Below are 16,422 nucleotides of genomic sequence, written 5' to 3'. Positions count from 1 at the left end.
AATAAACAAACTGCCGCAAAATGCGGCAGATTCACAATTCGGCGTAGCTTTTACAGTCGTCCCAGATCGTTGACCAGTGCGAGCAACATCACTCCAACCACCAGACTGATACCGATCTGAACCCCCCAGCCCTGCACCTTCTCCGACAGTGGTCGACCACGCGCCCACTCGATCAGATAAAACAGCAAGTGCCCCCCATCCAGCACTGGTATGGGCAGCAAATTGAGAACGCCCAGGCTTATGCTCAGATAAGCGAGGAAATTCAGGAAGTCACCTACGCCTGACTGGGCCGAAGCGCCCGCCACTTTAGCAATGGTTATCGGTCCGCTCAAGTTTTTTACCGAGAGCTCGCCGAACAACATTTTCTTCAGCGAATCGAGGGTCAGCACGCTCATGGTCCAAGTACGCCGCGCGCCTTCTGCGACGGCGGCTACAGGGCCATAGCTGACCTCGCGCAACATCTCCGGCGGCCAATCCACGCCTTTCACGCCGGCACCGAGATACCCGGTCGCCGCAGCGCCCTCACCACGTGTCACTAGGTCAACGGGCACCTCCAGCTGTGCGCCATCACGCTCAACGCGCACCGAAATCCGCGTATCGGGATGGACACGAACCCAGTCAACGACCTTCTGCCATTCGTCGACAGCCTCGTTATTAAGGGCCAGCAGACGGTCACCGGTTTTGAGACCCGCAGTTTGTGCGGGGCCTTTCGGATCGAGCTCTGCCAGCACCGGCGGTAGCGCCGGACGCCACGGTCTGATACCCAGCGAACGAATCGGGTCTGGCTCGGCTGCGCCCTTGAGCCAGTCGTTGAGCACCAGCGAACGCGGGGTTTCCACGTCGGAACCCTGCTCGCGAACCTTCAACGCGATGCTGCCGCTCTCACCCAGGCGACGCACCAGTTGCAGGTTCACACCCGCCCATCCGGTAACGGCCTCGCCATCAACCGAGACGATTTCCTGACCGGAACTGAGCCCGGCCTTCTCTGCAATACTGCCTGGCTCGACACCGCCTACGACGGGCCGAACCTGCTGGCTGCCCAGCATGGCGAGTACCCAGAAAAATACAATCGCCAGCAAAAAGTTGGCGACCGGGCCGGCAATCACGATGGCGATGCGCTGATAAACCGACTTGCGGTTAAAGGACTGGTCAGCCAGCTCGGGCGGAACGTCGCCCTCCCGTTCGTCGAGCATTTTCACGTAGCCGCCGAGGGGAATCGCCGCCACGACATACTCGGTGCCCTTGCGATCACGCCAGCGCAGCAGCGGCATGCCGAAGCCCACCGAGAAACGCAGGACCTTGACGCCACAGCGACGCGCCACCCAGAAGTGACCGAACTCGTGAAACGTCACCAGCACGCCCAGCGCAACCAGGGTGCCGACAATCATATATAGCGCGCTCATCGCTGCTCTCCGGGTACCGATCTAGCGGTGCGTTGAAGCCCACATTGCATGCAAATCATCAAAAACACGACTGCCTGAACCGACCGCCTAGCGACCATTGCGACCGAGCCACTGCTCGGCCAACGTGCGGGCACGTGCGTCGATCTCGAACACTGTCTCCAGCTCGGACACGGCGACGACAGGCTCAAGGTTCAGAACCTCGTCGATCATACTCGCGATTTCCGGATAGCGAATGCGCTTGTCCAGAAACGCAGCGACCGCGACTTCATTGGCTGCGTTCAGAACCGCAGGCGCACTGTCACCCGCCTCGGCAGCTTGCCGCGCCAGACGCAGGCATGGGAAGCGCACTTCGTCCGGTGCTTCGAAGTCCAGTCGCGCGATGCTGAACAGATCCAGCGGCGCGACGCCCGAGTCGATGCGCTCGGGCCAGGCCAGCGCGTGGGCAATCGGCGTGCGCATGTCGGGATTACCCAACTGCGCCAGCACCGAGCCGTCGACGTAATCGACCATTGAATGGATCACGCTCTGAGGGTGAATCACCACCTCAATCCGCGCAGGCGTCGTGTCGAACAGCCAGCAGGCTTCGATCAGCTCGAGGCCCTTGTTCATCATGCTGGCTGAATCGACGGAAATCTTGCGACCCATGGACCAGTTCGGATGGGCACAGGCCTGATCCGGGGAGACGTGCTCCAGCTCGGCGAGCGGTGTCTGACGGAACGGGCCACCGGATGCGGTCAGCAGAATGCGTCTGACGCCGACCTTCTCGAGACCGCTTTCGTAATCACGGGGCAGGCACTGGAAGATCGCGTTGTGCTCGCTGTCAAGCGGCAGCAGTACCGTGCCACTGCGGCGAACAGCCTGCATGAACAGGGCGCCGGACATGACCAGCGCTTCCTTGTTGGCCAGCAGGACTTTCTTGCCCGCCTCAACAGCGGCAAGGGTCGGGCGCAAACCGGCGGCACCTACGATGGCGGCGAGCACGGTATCCACCAGAGGGTGAGCAGACACTTCGCAGAGCCCGCCCTCCCCCACCAGCACGCGGGTATCGAGACCGGCTGCGCGCAGGTCGTCCTGCAACTGGCGGGCGGCGGCCGTCGTCGGCACCACGGCAAACTGCGGGGTATGGCGAACGCACAACGCCAACAGCTCGGCCAGGCGCGTGTAACCCGTCAGGGCAAACACTTGATAACGCGCCGGATGCCGCGCGATGACGTCGAGCGTGCTCAAACCCACCGAGCCCGTTGCGCCGAGCACGGTAATGAGCTGAGGCGTACTCACATCACGCCCCAGTCTTTGGCGGCCCAGAGCAGCAAGGCGAACACCGGAATGGCGGCAGTCAGGCTGTCGATGCGATCCAGCACACCACCGTGGCCCGGCAGCAGGTTGCTGCTGTCCTTGACCCCGGATTTGCGCTTGAACATGCTCTCGGTGAGATCACCGACGACCGAAATGAGCACGACAATCGCCGCGCACACCAAAGCGAAGATGATTTCGCTCAGCGACCAGCCGCGATAGACGCCCACCGCCGCCGTGATCAGCAGACACGCCGCCAAACCGCCGTAGAGACCTTCCCAACTTTTACCCGGGCTAACTTTCGGGGCCAGCTTGCGCTTGCCGAATGCCTTGCCGGAGAAGTAGGCGCCGATGTCGGCACCCCACACCAGAATCATCACCGACAGGATCAGCCAGTTGCCCAGCGGCATCTGCTTGATCAGCACCAGGCCCTGCCAGGCCGGCAGCAATATCAGCAAACCGATCAGCAGTTTGCAGAGGGCACTGGACCAATGCTCGCTGGACTCGGGATAGGTGAGCACCAGCCAGTTTGCCACCAGCCACCAGATCAGCGCCGCCACCAGCAACCAGGGCGCGAGGTCGGGTAGCAGGTACAACAGAAACAGCAGCGCAGCGACCACCACGGCGTACAGAACGCGGGCCGATTGGGCTTCGAAGCCGGAAAGACGCGCCCATTCCCAGGCGCCGAGTACGACGACCGCGCCGATGAACAACGCGAAGCTGCCGCCTGCCAGCAGAAAGAAGCCGCACAGGGCCAGCGGCGCAAGGATCAGCGCAGTGATGATTCGTTGTTTGAGCATTAAGCGCGGGCTCCAGCTTCTACCTGCTCGCTGGTTTTCCCGAAGCGGCGTTGGCGAGAAGCGAAATCGGCCAGCGCAGTGCGCATGGCATCGTGTTTGAAGTCCGGCCAGAACAGGTCGGAGAAATACAGCTCGGCATAGGCCAGCTGCCACAGCAGGAAATTGCTGATGCGGTGCTCGCCGCCCGTGCGGATACAGAGGTCGGGCAGCGGCAAGTCGCCGGTGGCCAGGCACGTTTGCAGCAGCTCCGGGGTGATGTCCTCCGGGCGCAGATGGCCGGCCTGAACTTCACGGGCCAGCCGCTGCGCAGCCTGAGCGATATCCCACTGACCGCCGTAGTTGGCGGCGATCTGCAGGACGAAGCGGCTGTTCTCAGCCGTACGCTGCTCGGCTTCGCGGATGGCAGCCTGCAGCTCGGGATGAAACCGCGAACGGTCGCCGATGATGCGCAGGCTGATGCCGTTCTCGTTCAGGCGCTTGGTCTCGCGACGCAGCGCCGTGAAAAACAACTCCATCAGCGCGCCGACTTCTTCCGCCGGGCGCTGCCAGTTCTCGCTGGAAAACGCGAACAAGGTCAGCACCTCGACCTTGGCCTCGGCGCAGACTTCAATCACCGCACGAACAGCGTCGACGCCGGCCTTGTGGCCTGCTACACCGGGCAGCAGGCGCTTCTTGGCCCAGCGGTTGTTCCCATCCATGATGATCGCGACATGACGCGGCACCGATGCCGGCGCAGCCAGCTTTGTCTTATCCATGAAAGCTTCCCGGCCCTTATACGGCCATCAGGTCCGCTTCTTTGGACTTGGTCGCGGCGTCGATGTCCGCCTCAGCCTTGTCCGTCAGCTTCTGGATGTCGGCAGCGGCGCGGCGCTCTTCGTCTTCGCTGATTTCCTTGTCCTTGACCAGCTTCTTCAGTTCACCCAACGCGTCACGGCGGATGTTACGCACGGCAACGCGGGCGTCTTCGGCGGCGCTGCGAGCCTGCTTGGTGAACCCCTTGCGGGTCTCTTCCGTCAAGGCAGGCATGGAGATCAACAGCATCTCGCCCAGGTTGGTCGGGTTGAGGTTCAGGCCAGCGCTCTGAATCGCTTTGTCGACTGCAGACAGCATGTTGCGCTCGAACGCCACGACCTGCAGCGTACGGGAGTCCTTCACGGTCACGTTGGCGACGCCGCTCAACGGAGTGTCGGAACCGTAGTACGGCACCATCACGCTGCCGAGAATGCTCGGGTGCGCCTTGCCGGTACGGATCTGGCCGAATGCATGGGCCAGGGACTCAAGGGATTTCTTCATCCGCTCTTGAGCGTCTTTCTTGATTTCGTTGATCATTGTTCGCCTTCCTCGATCAAAGTACCTTCCGCGCCGCCATGCACAATGTTCAGCAGGGCGCCGGGCTTGTTCATATTGAAGACACGCAGTGGCATCTTGTGGTCACGACACAGACAGATGGCTGTCAGATCCATCACACCCAGCTTGCGATCCAGCACTTCGTCATAGGTCAGACGATCGAACTTCTCGGCATGCGGGTCCTTGAATGGATCGGCAGTGTACACACCATCGACCTTGGTTGCTTTCAGCACGACATCAGCGTCGATCTCGATCGCGCGCAGACACGCTGCGGAATCCGTGGTGAAGAACGGATTGCCGGTACCGGCCGCGAAGATCACGACTTCCTTGGCATTCAGGTGACGCATGGCCTTGCGCCGGTCGTAGTGATCAGTAACGCCCACCATGGAAATGGCTGACATCACGATGGCCGAGATGTTGGCCCGCTCCAGCGCGTCACGCATGGCGAGCGCATTCATCACGGTGGCCAGCATGCCCATGTGGTCGCCCGTGACCCGATCCATGCCGGCCGCGCTCAGCGCTGCGCCGCGGAACAGGTTACCGCCGCCGATGACCAGACCGACCTGAACACCGATGCCGACCAGCTGACCGACTTCCAGCGCCATGCGATCCAGCACCTTGGGGTCGATGCCGAACTCTTCCGACCCCATCAGGGCCTCGCCGCTGAGCTTGAGTAGAATGCGTTTATAGCGAGCTTGATAGCCACTGCCCTGCTGAGCCATTGCGAATCTCTCCTGCGGCGTTTGAAAAAAATCGTTCGAGTTGCGGGCCGTTTTCGGCCTGCGCTAACTCTAGGTCACTGCTTCAGGGAAATGCAGCCTCGTAGGCCCAGCCCCCTGCAAAAACAAATTCAGTGCAGCAATAACAATTCCGCGTACCGCTTTGACAAAGAGGCTGCGCGCGTTAGCGGGCAGCCTCTTCGGGGCGACAGTTGGAAAACCGTCTTATTGCTTGCTTGCAGCTACTTGAGCAGCGACTTCTTCAGCGAAGTTGTCGACTGGCTTCTCGATGCCTTCGCCTACTTTGAAGTAGGTGAAGGAAACGATTTCAGCGCCGGCTTTCTTGGCCAGTTCACCGACCTTGATTTCCGGGTTCTTGACGAACGCTTGCTCAACCAGGCTCGCTTCAGCCAGGAACTTGCTGATACGACCGCCAACCATCTTCTCGGCGATTTCAGCAGGCTTGCCTTTCAGCTTGTCTTCGTTCAACTGCATGAAGACATTCTTCTCGCGCTCGATCGCTTCTGGCGAAACGTCCGACGGCAGCAGGAACTCAGGGTTGGTCGCTGCTACGTGCATGGCGATGTCTTTCGCCAGCTCTGCATCGCCGCCCTTGAGGACGACAACCACGCCGATCTTGTTGCCGTGCAGGTACGAACCCAGCACGTCGCCTTCGATGCGCGCCAGACGACGGATGTTGACGTTCTCGCCAACCTTGCCGACCAGCACCAGACGATCAGCTTCCATCGCTTCAACCAGAGGCTCAACGGTGGTCAGCTTGTCAGCGAAGGCTTTCTCGACGCTCTTGGCGACGAATGCCTTGAAGTCATCCTGCAGAGCCAGGAAGTCGGTCTGGGAGTTGACTTCGATCAGGACAGCAGCTTTGCCGTCGTCCTTGATGGAGATGGCGCCTTCAGCAGCAACGTTGCCTGCTTTCTTGGCGGCCTTGATTGCGCCCGAAGCACGCATATCGTCGATGGCTTTTTCGATGTCGCCGCCAGCCTTGGTCAAGGCCTTTTTGCAATCCATCATGCCTTCGCCGGTACGCTCGCGCAGTTCTTTGACCAACGCTGCAGTAATCTCTGCCATTTCAAAATCCTCTTGGATAGGTCTTCAACCATTCCACCCGCAAGACGGGCGTTCAAATTCTTGAAAATCCATGGTGACTGCTGCACATGACAATAAGATCGATGGCAACGTCAGATGGTTTTCGAGGTGGCAAAAAGGGGGCCAAGCCCCCTTTTTGCGTACTGAGTCAACGCCAGGCGTTTGTTACTCAGCCTTCAACAGTTGCCGCTGGAGCTTCTTCAGCGTAAACGTCGGTGCCGCCAGCATTGTTGTTGCGACCACGGATCACAGCGTCAGCCATCGAACCCATGTACAACTGGATGGCGCGGATTGCGTCGTCGTTGCCCGGAATGATGTAGTCAACGCCTTCAGGGCTGCTGTTGGTGTCGACAACGCCGATGACCGGGATACCCAGCTTGTTGGCTTCGGTGATCGCGATGCGCTCGTGATCAACGTCGATAACGAACAGAGCGTCTGGCAGACCGCCCATGTCCTTGATACCACCCAGGCTACGATCCAGCTTTTCCAGATCGCGAGTACGCATCAGCGCCTCTTTCTTGGTCAGCTTGGTGAAAGTGCCGTCTTCTGCCTGGATTTCAAGATCACGCAGACGCTTGATGGAAGCGCGGATGGTCTTGAAGTTGGTCAGCATGCCGCCCAACCAGCGGTGATCGACGTACGGCGAACCGCAACGTGCTGCTTCTTCAGCGACGATCTTGCCAGCGGAACGCTTGGTGCCGACGAACAGGATCTTGTTTTTGCCCTGAGCCAGGCGCTCAACGAAAGTCAGAGCTTCGTTGAACATAGGCAGGGTTTTTTCAAGGTTGATGATGTGGATCTTGTTGCGCGCGCCGAAAATGTATTTACCCATTTTCGGGTTCCAGTAACGGGTCTGGTGACCGAAGTGCACACCGGCCTTCAGCATATCGCGCATGTTGACTTGGGACATGATAGTTCCTTGATAAGTCGGGTTAGGCCTCCACGTATCCCAATGACCAACCAGCGGCTTGAGCCGAAGGCACCCAGGTCATCGTGTCGACACGTGTGTGGGTTAGAGCTTTCGGGGCAGACCCCGTAAAGCGGCGCATTTTATATCACAAAAGACTGGATAACGGAACTCGAAATAAGAGCCTGTTTTTCCGACGCTTTTGTCCTCCTCGCGTTAACGGTCAGGCACCCTGTCCTCCGCGATCGGGGACGGGATGATAACCCGCCTGACGACGGTCTGGTAGAATCGCGTTTTTTCCGTATCAAGCCGTGGCCCCGCCGCGCCGAGAGAGCCTGTTTAATGACCGTGACACTGAAAACCCCCGAAGACATCGAGAAGATGCGCATTGCCGGCCGCCTGGCTGCGGACGTGCTGGAAATGATCGGCGACTATGTAAAGCCTGGCGTGACCACCGAAGAACTGGACCGCATCTGCCACGACTACATCGTCAACGAGCAGAAGGCCATTCCGGCGCCGCTGAATTACAAGGGTTTCCCGAAATCCATCTGCACCTCGATCAACCACGTGGTTTGCCACGGCATTCCGAACGAGAAGCCGCTGAAGAATGGTGACGTGCTGAACATCGACGTGACCGTCATCAAGGACGGCTACCACGGCGACACCAGCAAGATGTTCCACGTAGGCCAGGTGCCTGAATGGGCCGAGCGTCTGTCCCGCGTCACCCAGGAGTGCCTTTATAAAGGCATCGAAGTGGTCAAGCCCGGCGCGCATTTGGGCGATATCGGCGAAGTGATCCAGAAGCATGCAGAGAAGAACGGCTTCTCGGTCGTCCGCGAATACTGCGGCCACGGCATCGGCAAGGTCTTCCATGAAGAGCCACAAGTGCTGCACTACGGCAAGGCCGGGGACGGTGTGGAGCTGAAAGAAGGCATGACCTTCACCATCGAGCCGATGATCAACCAGGGCAAGGCCGACACGCGTCTGCTGGGCGACGGCTGGACAGCCATCACCAAGGATCGCAAGCTGTCGGCGCAGTGGGAGCACACCATTCTGGTGACCGCGACCGGTTATGAGATCTTCACCCTGCGCAGCGATGACACCATCGCCCGCACCTCGGTCTGATCACGAAGTCACTTGCGATCAAAGCCGGTACAGCCAGCACGGTCGGTTTAGCACGGTCGGTATAGATAGAAGGAAAGCAGTTCGATGCCGCAGGTGGACCCAGATTTGTTCGATCGCGGCCAGTTTCAGGCCGAGCTGGCACTGAAGGCCAGCCCCATACCCGCCTTCAAGAAAGCCATCCGTCAGGCGCGCGAAGTGCTGGACGGACGCTTCAAGTCCGGCCGGGAAATTCGTCGGCTGATCGAAGACCGTGCCTGGTTTGTCGATAACATCCTGCAGCAGGCCTGGGATCAGTTCGACTGGAGCGAAGACGCCGACATCGCCTTGCTGGCGGTCGGCGGCTACGGTCGCGGCGAACTGCACCCCTACTCCGACATCGATCTGCTGATCCTGCTGGACAGCGCCGATCATGAGGTTTTCCGCGACTCCATCGAGCGTTTTCTGACGTTGCTGTGGGACATCGGCCTGGAAGTCGGTCAGAGCGTGCGCTCGGTGGACGAATGCGCCACCGAAGCCCGCGCCGATCTGACCGTCATCACGAATCTGATGGAAAGCCGCACGATTGCCGGTCCCGAGCGACTGCGTCAGCGCATGCTCGCCGTCACCAGCACCCGCGAAATGTGGCCGAGCAAAGAGTTCTTCCTGGCCAAACGCGCCGAGCAGAAGAACCGCCATCACAAGTATTTCGACACCGAATACAACCTCGAACCCAACGTCAAAGGCTCGCCCGGCGGCCTGCGGGATATCCAGACCATTCTCTGGGTTGCCCGTCGCCAGTACGGCACGCTGAATCTGCACGCACTGGCCGACGAGGGTTTTCTGCTGGAGAGCGAAAACGCGCTGCTGGCGTCCTCCCAGGAATTTCTCTGGAAGGTCCGTTACGCGCTGCACATGCTCGCCGGTCGTTCCGAAGACCGTCTGCTGTTTGATTACCAGACCAGTATCGCGCGCCTGCTGGGCTACGAAGACAGCGACGCCAAGCTGGCCATTGAACGTTTCATGCAGAAGTACTACCGGGTGGTCATGAGCATCGCGCAGCTCAGCGACCTGATCATTCAGCACTTCGAAGAAGTCATCCTGGCGGACGACGAAGGCACGGTCACCGAGACCATCAACTCGCGCTTCCAGCTGCATGACGGTTACATCGAAGCGACCCATCCGAACGTCTTCAAGCGCACGCCGTTCGCGATGATCGAGATCTTCGTGCTGATGGCGCAGCGCCCGGAAATAAAAGGCGTGCGGGCCGACACCATCCGGCTGCTGCGGGAACACCGCTACCTGATCAACGACGATTTCCGCAACGATATCCGCAACACCAGCCTGTTCATCGAGCTGTTCAAATGCGAGATAGGCATCCATCGCAACCTGCGGCGGATGAACCGTTACGGCATTCTCGGCCTGTACCTGCCGGAGTTCGGCCATATCGTCGGGCAGATGCAGCACGACCTGTTCCACATCTACACGGTCGATGCCCACACGCTGAACCTGATCAAGCACCTGCGTAAGCTGCAATACACGCAGGTGTCAGAGAAATTCCCGCTGGCCAGCAAGCTCATGGCCAAACTGCCCAAGCCGGAGCTTATTTACCTGGCCGGGCTTTACCACGACATCGGCAAGGGCCGCGGCGGCGATCACTCGGAACTGGGCGCGGTGGATGCCGAAGCGTTTGGCATTCGTCATCACCTGCCCAATTGGGACACCCAGCTGATTGTCTGGCTGGTGCAGAACCATCTGGTGATGTCGACCACCGCCCAGCGCAAGGACTTGTCCGACCCGCAGGTGATTCACGACTTCGCCCAGTTCGTCGGCGATGAAGTGCACCTGGACTACCTCTATGTGCTGACCATCGCCGACATCAACGCGACCAATCCGACGCTGTGGAACTCGTGGCGGGCCAGCCTGCTGCGCCAGCTGTACACCGAGACCAAGCGCGCGCTCAAACGTGGGCTGGAGAACCCGGTCGACCGCGAGGAGCAGATCCGTCGCACGCAAAGCGCCGCCCTGGATATTCTGGTGCGCAGCGGCACTGATCCCGACGACGTCGAGCAACTGTGGTCGCAACTGGGTGATGACTATTTCCTGCGTCACACCGCCGGCGACGTGGCCTGGCACAGCGACGCGATTTTGCAGCAGCCAGCCGATGGCGGCCCGTTGGTGCTGATCAAGGAAACCACCCAGCGCGAGTTCGAAGGCGGCACGCAGATCTTCATCTATGCGCCCGACCAGCACGACTTCTTCGCCGTGACCGTGGCGGCCATGGACCAGCTGAACCTAAACATTCACGACGCCCGGGTCATCACGTCCACCAGCCAGTTCACCCTCGACACCTACATCGTGCTCGACAGCGAAGGCGGTTCGATCGGTGACAATCCGGAGCGCATCAAGGCCATTCGCGAGGGCCTGACCGAGGCGCTGCGCAACCCCGACGATTACCCGACCATCATCAAGCGCCGGGTACCGCGTCAGCTCAAGCACTTTGCCTTCGCGCCCGTGGTGACGATTTCCAACGACGCGCAACGGCCGGTCACGGTGCTGGAGCTCAGTGCGCCGGATCGACCTGGACTGCTGGCGCGACTGGGCAAGATCTTCCTGGAGTTCGATCTGTCGTTGCAGAACGCCAAGATCGCCACGTTGGGCGAGCGCGTGGAAGACGTGTTCTTCCTGACCGATGAAAACCACCAGCCGCTGTCCGACCCACAACTGTGTCGACGCCTGCAGGATGAAATCGTCGAGCAGCTCAGCGTGAATCCCGAGCCCGGCAGCGAGTTGCGCATCAGCATTTGAACCCGCCAGGACGGCACGACTTAACGACTTGATTCAACGGCGCCCTGCCACATCGTGAACACGAGTGCGGGCGCACAGCCTTGAGAACGATTCGACATGAATAACGCCCTGCAGCAGCTTCAGCCCTACCCTTTCGAGAAACTTCGCGCGTTGCTCGGTGCCGTTACGCCGAATCCGGACAAACGTCCGATCGCCCTGTCGATCGGCGAACCCAAGCACAAATCGCCGGAGTTCGTCGCCAAGGCGCTGGCCGACAACCTCGATCAGATGGCGGTCTACCCGACCACGGCCGGGCTTCCTGCGTTGCGTGAAGCCATCGCCACATGGTGCGAGCGCCGTTTCAGCGTGCCTGCCGGCTGGCTGGATGCAGCGAAACACGTGCTGCCCGTCAACGGCACCCGTGAGGCGCTGTTCGCCTTTACCCAGACGGTCGTCAACCGCGCTGACAACGGCTTGGTGGTCAGCCCCAACCCGTTCTACCAAATCTATGAAGGCGCGGCGTTTCTGGCCGGCGCCACTCCGCACTATCTGCCGTGCCTGGCCGAGCACGGTTTCAACCCGGATTTCGACGCGGTCAGCGCTGATGTCTGGGACCGCTGCCAGATTCTGTTCCTGTGCTCGCCGGGCAACCCGACCGGTGCGCTGATCCCGGTGGAAACCTTGAAGAAGCTCATCGCCCTGGCCGACAAGCACGATTTCGTGATTGCCGCGGACGAGTGCTACAGCGAGTTGTATTTCGACGAAGCGACCCCGCCGCCCGGCCTGCTCAGCGCCTGCGCCGAACTGGGTCGCCAGGATTTCAAACGCTGCGTGGTCTTTCACAGCCTGTCAAAGCGCTCGAACCTGCCGGGCCTGCGCTCGGGTTTCGTCGCCGGCGATGCCGAGATTCTCAAGGCGTTTCTGCTCTACCGCACCTACCACGGCTGCGCGATGCCGGTGCAGACGCAACTGGCAAGCATCGCGGCCTGGAGCGATGAAGAACACGTGCGCGCCAACCGCACGCTGTACCGGGAAAAGTTTGACGCCGTGCTGGAAATCCTCAGCCCGGTCATGGACGTGCAACACCCGGACGGCGGTTTCTATCTGTGGCCCAGCGTCGGGACTGATGACGCGGCGTTCTGCCGGGATCTGTTCGTCGCCCAGCACGTGACGGTGGTGCCAGGCTCCTACCTGTCCCGCGAGGTCGAAGGCTTCAATCCCGGCGCCGGTCGCGTGCGCATGGCACTGGTTGCACCGCTGGCCGAGTGCATCGAAGCCGCGCAGCGCATCCGGGATTTCGTGACGAGCCGGTGATACCTGGCGCACTGAGGCCAGCCTGCAGCTTCAGTGCGCCAGACCCAGATTGGCTTCGTTCAAATCGAGTTCTGCCAGCACCATGCGCAGCACGTCATCGCCGATCTGGTGATGGCGGTGCAGGTCGTACAGCTTCAGGCGCTGAGCACGCAGGGCGTTAAGGCGCATGCGTTTCTCCAGTTGATCCATCTGGAACGCCAAGGCCTGAGCCTCGGCGGTGTCATTGAAGATATCCAGACGCTGGCGGTATTCGGACATGATCCGCGCCTTCACTTCCATGGCGAGGACCGCTTGCGCGGCGTCGGGCGAATCCGTCGCTGCCGGGATCGCCTCATTCTCCAGTGTCTGAATCGCCGCCTGAGCCGTGCGCTTCCAGGCGTCTCGCACTTCGCGCTTCATGCGCATGTCCGGCTCACTGACCTGCCCACGCAGGAGCACCGGCAAGCCAATGCTCGCCGACACCAGCGACAGCAGAATCACCCCGGCGGCAATGAAAATCAGCAAGTCCCGCTCGGGAAAGTCGACGCCGGCGCTGATCAGCATCGGCACCGACAACGTACCCGCGAGCGTGACAGCACCGCGCACCCCGCCCACGGTCAGCAGCAATGACGACCGGGTCGACAGATCCAGGGTGCCGTCGCCCCTGCCGCGCCAGCGCCGAATCTGGATCATCAGCCGCCAGACGCTTTGCACCCAGATGAAACGCAGCACCGCCAGCACGACGAAGATCGCCAGCACATCCAGGCACCGCCACAACAGGGTCGGCCACAGGGTGGCTTCGTGGTGGGTAACGGCGGTGATGATGTCCGGCAACTGCAAGCCCAGCAGCAGGAAGATCAGGCCGTTGAACGCAAACTCCAAGAGGGTCCACACGCTGCGATTCAGCAATCGGGTGGTGGTCTGGCGGGGCAGCAGATCGACCCAACTTTGCATCATCCCCGCCGCCACCGCCGAGAGAATTCCGGACAGCTCAAGGCGCTCGGCCAGCACGTAAGCGGCGAACGGCAGCAGCAACATGAAGACGACGTGGGTCGCTGGATCATCCCAACCCCGGGTGATCATCCAGCTGCGCAGGCGACCCACCACCCAACTCAGCGCAACGCCCACGGCCAGACCACCGCAGGCGACCAGCACGAAACTCAGGCTGGCATCGGTCAGGGAAAACACCCCGGTGATGGCGGCTGCCAGCGCGAACTTGAAAGTGACCAGGCCGGTCGCGTCATTCATCAATGCTTCGCCCTGGAGCATGCGCATGATCGGCGCGGGCAGCCGGTCCTGGGCGATGGCCGAGACCGCTACGGCGTCCGTCGGCGACAGCACGGCCGCCAGCGCAAACGCGACGGGCAAGGGAATTGAAGGCAGCAGCCAGTGGATGAAGTAACCGGCGCCGATCACCGTAAAAATCACCAGCCCGACCGCGAGGGTCAGAATCGCGCCGCGGTAGCGCCAGAGGTCGCGCTTGGGCATCCGCCAGCCATCGGAAAACAACAGCGGCGGCAGGAACAGAAACAGGAACAGCTCAGGGTCGAGCGCCACGTGCAGGCCCAGGGTCGGCCAGGCCAGCAAGGCGCCCGCAGCGATCTGCACCAGCGGCAACGGCAGCGGAATCAACCGGGCGAGCAATCGCGAGACACCTACCAGCGTCAACAAGATAAGGACGGTATAGGCTGTTTGCATTGCGTGTTTCCCCAAGCGTTGACTCATGACTGACATCGGCAACAGACCCGATGCGTCCGGCAAAGTGCCCCTCTTCGCGGCTGCGATGGTCATGGGGTGTTGATACATCAGCGCTGGCAGGTTGTCGTCGCTCATGACCTATACCTCCCAGCAAGGCAATGGGTAGATCATTCGGGCCAAGCTAGTTGTGGGTACCGCAGAAATGCATTTTTTGAATCATTTGCTGCCACAACGAGAACAAAAAGGACTACTGCGCCCTGCTACCATCGCTATGGTCCGGGAGGGTGGGGATCCATGATTGCTCCAGGCCACAAAATAGCTATCTCAAAGGAAAAGGACTTCACATGAAAAAGCCATTCGTCGCACCGCGATTGGTTGGCGCAAGGTTTGATGACCACACGATTCCTCTTGAATTACTCAAAGACCTAGCCGCCCTTGAAGAGCTTGTGGTGGCGGTTGCCAAGTGGAAATTCGTCGAGCAGCACGGGCGTCTCCGCGCTCCCAAAGGTTTTACAGATCATTTGTCAATCAACCTCTCATCAGTCACCGAAGGAAGCGCTGTTCCGAATATTGTGATCGAATACAACGATCCGACTGCGGGCCTCTTTGCTGCTGCTAACGAGGACTATTTTTATCAAGCGGTGCAGGCAATTGGTAACGCGATCGACGCTGCAGAGCATGGCACGTCGATCACCGAGCATGTTCCAGCCGCTCTCCTTGGCTATTTCGACCGATTCGGAAGGGGCTTGCGGGACGGAGAAACACTTGAGTTCCGCCCTGGTACTGACCGACCTGCCAGGCTTTCGAAGCTGACGCGGCGCAGACTTCTGCTAGCATCTCAAAATCAGGTTCTCACGGACGAGGTCACCGTCCGCGGTGTAGTCCCTGAAATTGACCAAGCAAAAATGAGCTTTGAGCTGGTTCTAGCGGATGGGAAGAAAATTACCGCAAAGATGGATGCGATCCACCTCGACACCATACTCGAGGCCACCCGGGGTTTTCGTGAAGGCGTCAAGATTTCGGTTTCCGGCGTTGGCCGGTTCGACCGATTTGAGAAACTTCACTCCCTTGATCTTATTGAGGACGCCGTGATCATCGAATCGAATGATCCCTTAGCGCGACTGGACGAGCTACGACTTCTACGAGTTGGCTGGCTCGATGGTCGCGGCGTGGTTCCGAGCCCTCAGGAATTCGACTGGGTTGAATCGTTTTTCCGAGATCAGTACCCAGCCACCTTACCAACGCCTTTTATTTATCCCACCGCGGAAGGCGGTTTCCAGTTCGAATGGAGGACAGGAAACCAGGATGTAAGTCTTGAAATCACCCCTCGGGATAAGACTGCTGAATTGCATGGATTAAACATCAAGGACGGAGCAGACACCTTTATGGAGCTAAATCTCGAGGCTAAGAGTGACGTCGATTCGCTTATTGATTTCATTTCCAAGGCCGCGAAGGGTGAAGTGTGATGGATGATCAAACGCAGCTGCTGCGCCAGGTTCACCCCAGCTTTGTGCAAGACGGGAAAATCACCTCGCAGGTTTTTCGTCCGACCCCCAAGGATGACAAAAAGCTTTCTTCCTACGATGGTGACAAAATCACTCCAGAGGCTTCATACGCCCATTTCACCGCCCGGCCAGATTGTCGCTCAGCGGGCGTAGTCTCCATTACGACCGTTGAGTGCCATGCGCTTGACCTGCCTACAGAAGCAGATCCGGATGAATTTCCCGAACACGTGCTGATCGATTTCAGCAACTTCGAGAAAAAGGAAATCGAGAAAAAAGCGAAAATCCTTCGGGCGAATGCAGAATCGCGCGACTGGCTATTCAAGCCCTGAGTCAGGATCGCGTGACTTGCGCCGTATGCCCTGGCCCGCCACTGAGCGGGCTTTATTGTTAAAACCATCTCAAATGGACAAAGCGTCGGCCCCCCGCACTTACCCGACGTGTACGTGGCATAATCCTCCACCG

Annotated in this window: 14 protein-coding genes; 5 read left to right on the top strand and 9 right to left on the bottom strand. The window is 59.9% G+C overall.

Annotated features, from left to right (window positions below; all coding sequences use genetic code 11):
* Window positions 1–50: 50 nt before the first annotated feature.
* From rseP to rpsB, 8 genes are all read right to left on the bottom strand, one after another.
* On the bottom strand, window positions 51–1,403 hold the full coding sequence (gene rseP / locus QMX88_RS11580) for an RIP metalloprotease RseP (RefSeq protein ID WP_282369313.1): 1,353 nt from the start codon (window positions 1,401–1,403) through the stop codon (window positions 51–53).
* An 87-nt stretch (window positions 1,404–1,490) separates the two neighbouring features.
* Window positions 1,491–2,681 (bottom strand): 1-deoxy-D-xylulose-5-phosphate reductoisomerase, encoded by a 1,191-nt coding sequence (gene ispC / locus QMX88_RS11575; protein ID WP_192170827.1) that lies wholly within the window; start codon window positions 2,679–2,681, stop codon window positions 1,491–1,493.
* Window positions 2,678–3,496, bottom strand: coding sequence for a phosphatidate cytidylyltransferase (locus QMX88_RS11570; RefSeq protein WP_282369307.1), 819 nt, complete (start codon window positions 3,494–3,496; stop codon window positions 2,678–2,680). Before QMX88_RS11570 ends, ispC begins: the two co-directional genes overlap by 4 nt.
* On the bottom strand, window positions 3,496–4,251 hold the full coding sequence (uppS, locus tag QMX88_RS11565) for a polyprenyl diphosphate synthase (RefSeq protein ID WP_074891303.1): 756 nt from the start codon (window positions 4,249–4,251) through the stop codon (window positions 3,496–3,498). The genes QMX88_RS11570 and uppS overlap by 1 nt, the downstream gene beginning before the upstream one ends.
* A 16-nt stretch (window positions 4,252–4,267) precedes the next feature.
* Entirely contained in the window at window positions 4,268–4,825 is a 558-nt protein-coding gene (frr, locus tag QMX88_RS11560) for a ribosome recycling factor (protein ID WP_065989845.1), read from the bottom strand.
* Window positions 4,822–5,565 carry a UMP kinase gene (gene pyrH, locus QMX88_RS11555; protein WP_037014256.1) on the bottom strand — a complete coding sequence of 248 codons (744 nt, stop codon included), beginning with the start codon at window positions 5,563–5,565 and terminating at the stop codon, window positions 4,822–4,824. Before pyrH ends, frr begins: the two co-directional genes overlap by 4 nt.
* A 222-nt stretch (window positions 5,566–5,787) precedes the next feature.
* The gene (gene tsf, locus QMX88_RS11550; RefSeq protein WP_122537362.1) at window positions 5,788–6,651 is read right to left on the bottom strand and encodes a translation elongation factor Ts; all 864 of its coding nucleotides are present in this window, start codon (window positions 6,649–6,651) and stop codon (window positions 5,788–5,790) included.
* 187 nt (window positions 6,652–6,838) lie between these two features.
* On the bottom strand, window positions 6,839–7,579 hold the full coding sequence (gene rpsB / locus QMX88_RS11545; RefSeq protein ID WP_037014262.1) for a 30S ribosomal protein S2: 741 nt from the start codon (window positions 7,577–7,579) through the stop codon (window positions 6,839–6,841).
* 339 nt (window positions 7,580–7,918) lie between these two features.
* Between rpsB and map the strand changes: the two genes are divergently transcribed.
* The 3 genes from map to dapC all read left to right on the top strand — a co-directional run bounded on the left by map (window position 7,919) and on the right by dapC (window position 12,778).
* On the top strand, window positions 7,919–8,701 hold the full coding sequence (gene map / locus QMX88_RS11540; protein ID WP_282369296.1) for a type I methionyl aminopeptidase: 783 nt from the start codon (window positions 7,919–7,921) through the stop codon (window positions 8,699–8,701).
* An 84-nt stretch (window positions 8,702–8,785) separates the two neighbouring features.
* A complete protein-coding gene (locus tag QMX88_RS11535) occupies window positions 8,786–11,485 on the top strand; it encodes a [protein-PII] uridylyltransferase (protein ID WP_282369294.1) in 2,700 nt (899 codons plus the stop codon).
* A gap of 96 nt (window positions 11,486–11,581) precedes the next feature.
* Window positions 11,582–12,778, top strand: a complete 1,197-nt coding sequence (gene dapC, locus QMX88_RS11530) for a succinyldiaminopimelate transaminase (protein WP_282369292.1) — start codon at window positions 11,582–11,584, stop codon at window positions 12,776–12,778.
* A 30-nt stretch (window positions 12,779–12,808) separates the two neighbouring features.
* On the opposite strand, the gene QMX88_RS11525 is transcribed toward dapC, so the two are convergent.
* Window positions 12,809–14,455 carry a Na+/H+ antiporter gene (locus QMX88_RS11525; protein WP_282369385.1) on the bottom strand — a complete coding sequence of 549 codons (1,647 nt, stop codon included), beginning with the start codon at window positions 14,453–14,455 and terminating at the stop codon, window positions 12,809–12,811.
* Between the two features lie 344 nt (window positions 14,456–14,799).
* Between QMX88_RS11525 and QMX88_RS11520 the strand changes: the two genes are divergently transcribed.
* Together QMX88_RS11520 and QMX88_RS11515 are read left to right on the top strand one after the other, a co-directional pair.
* Window positions 14,800–15,921, top strand: a complete 1,122-nt coding sequence (locus tag QMX88_RS11520; protein ID WP_282369290.1) for a hypothetical protein — start codon at window positions 14,800–14,802, stop codon at window positions 15,919–15,921.
* Window positions 15,921–16,289, top strand: a complete 369-nt coding sequence (locus tag QMX88_RS11515) for a hypothetical protein (RefSeq protein WP_282369288.1) — start codon at window positions 15,921–15,923, stop codon at window positions 16,287–16,289. The genes QMX88_RS11520 and QMX88_RS11515 overlap by 1 nt, the downstream gene beginning before the upstream one ends.
* Window positions 16,290–16,422: the final 133 nt, after the last annotated feature.

This window comes from Pseudomonas sp. PS02290, assembly GCF_029960075.1.
In the GTDB taxonomy this organism is placed as follows: domain Bacteria; phylum Pseudomonadota; class Gammaproteobacteria; order Pseudomonadales; family Pseudomonadaceae; genus Aquipseudomonas.
This window is presented reverse-complemented; position numbering and strand designations above follow the sequence as displayed.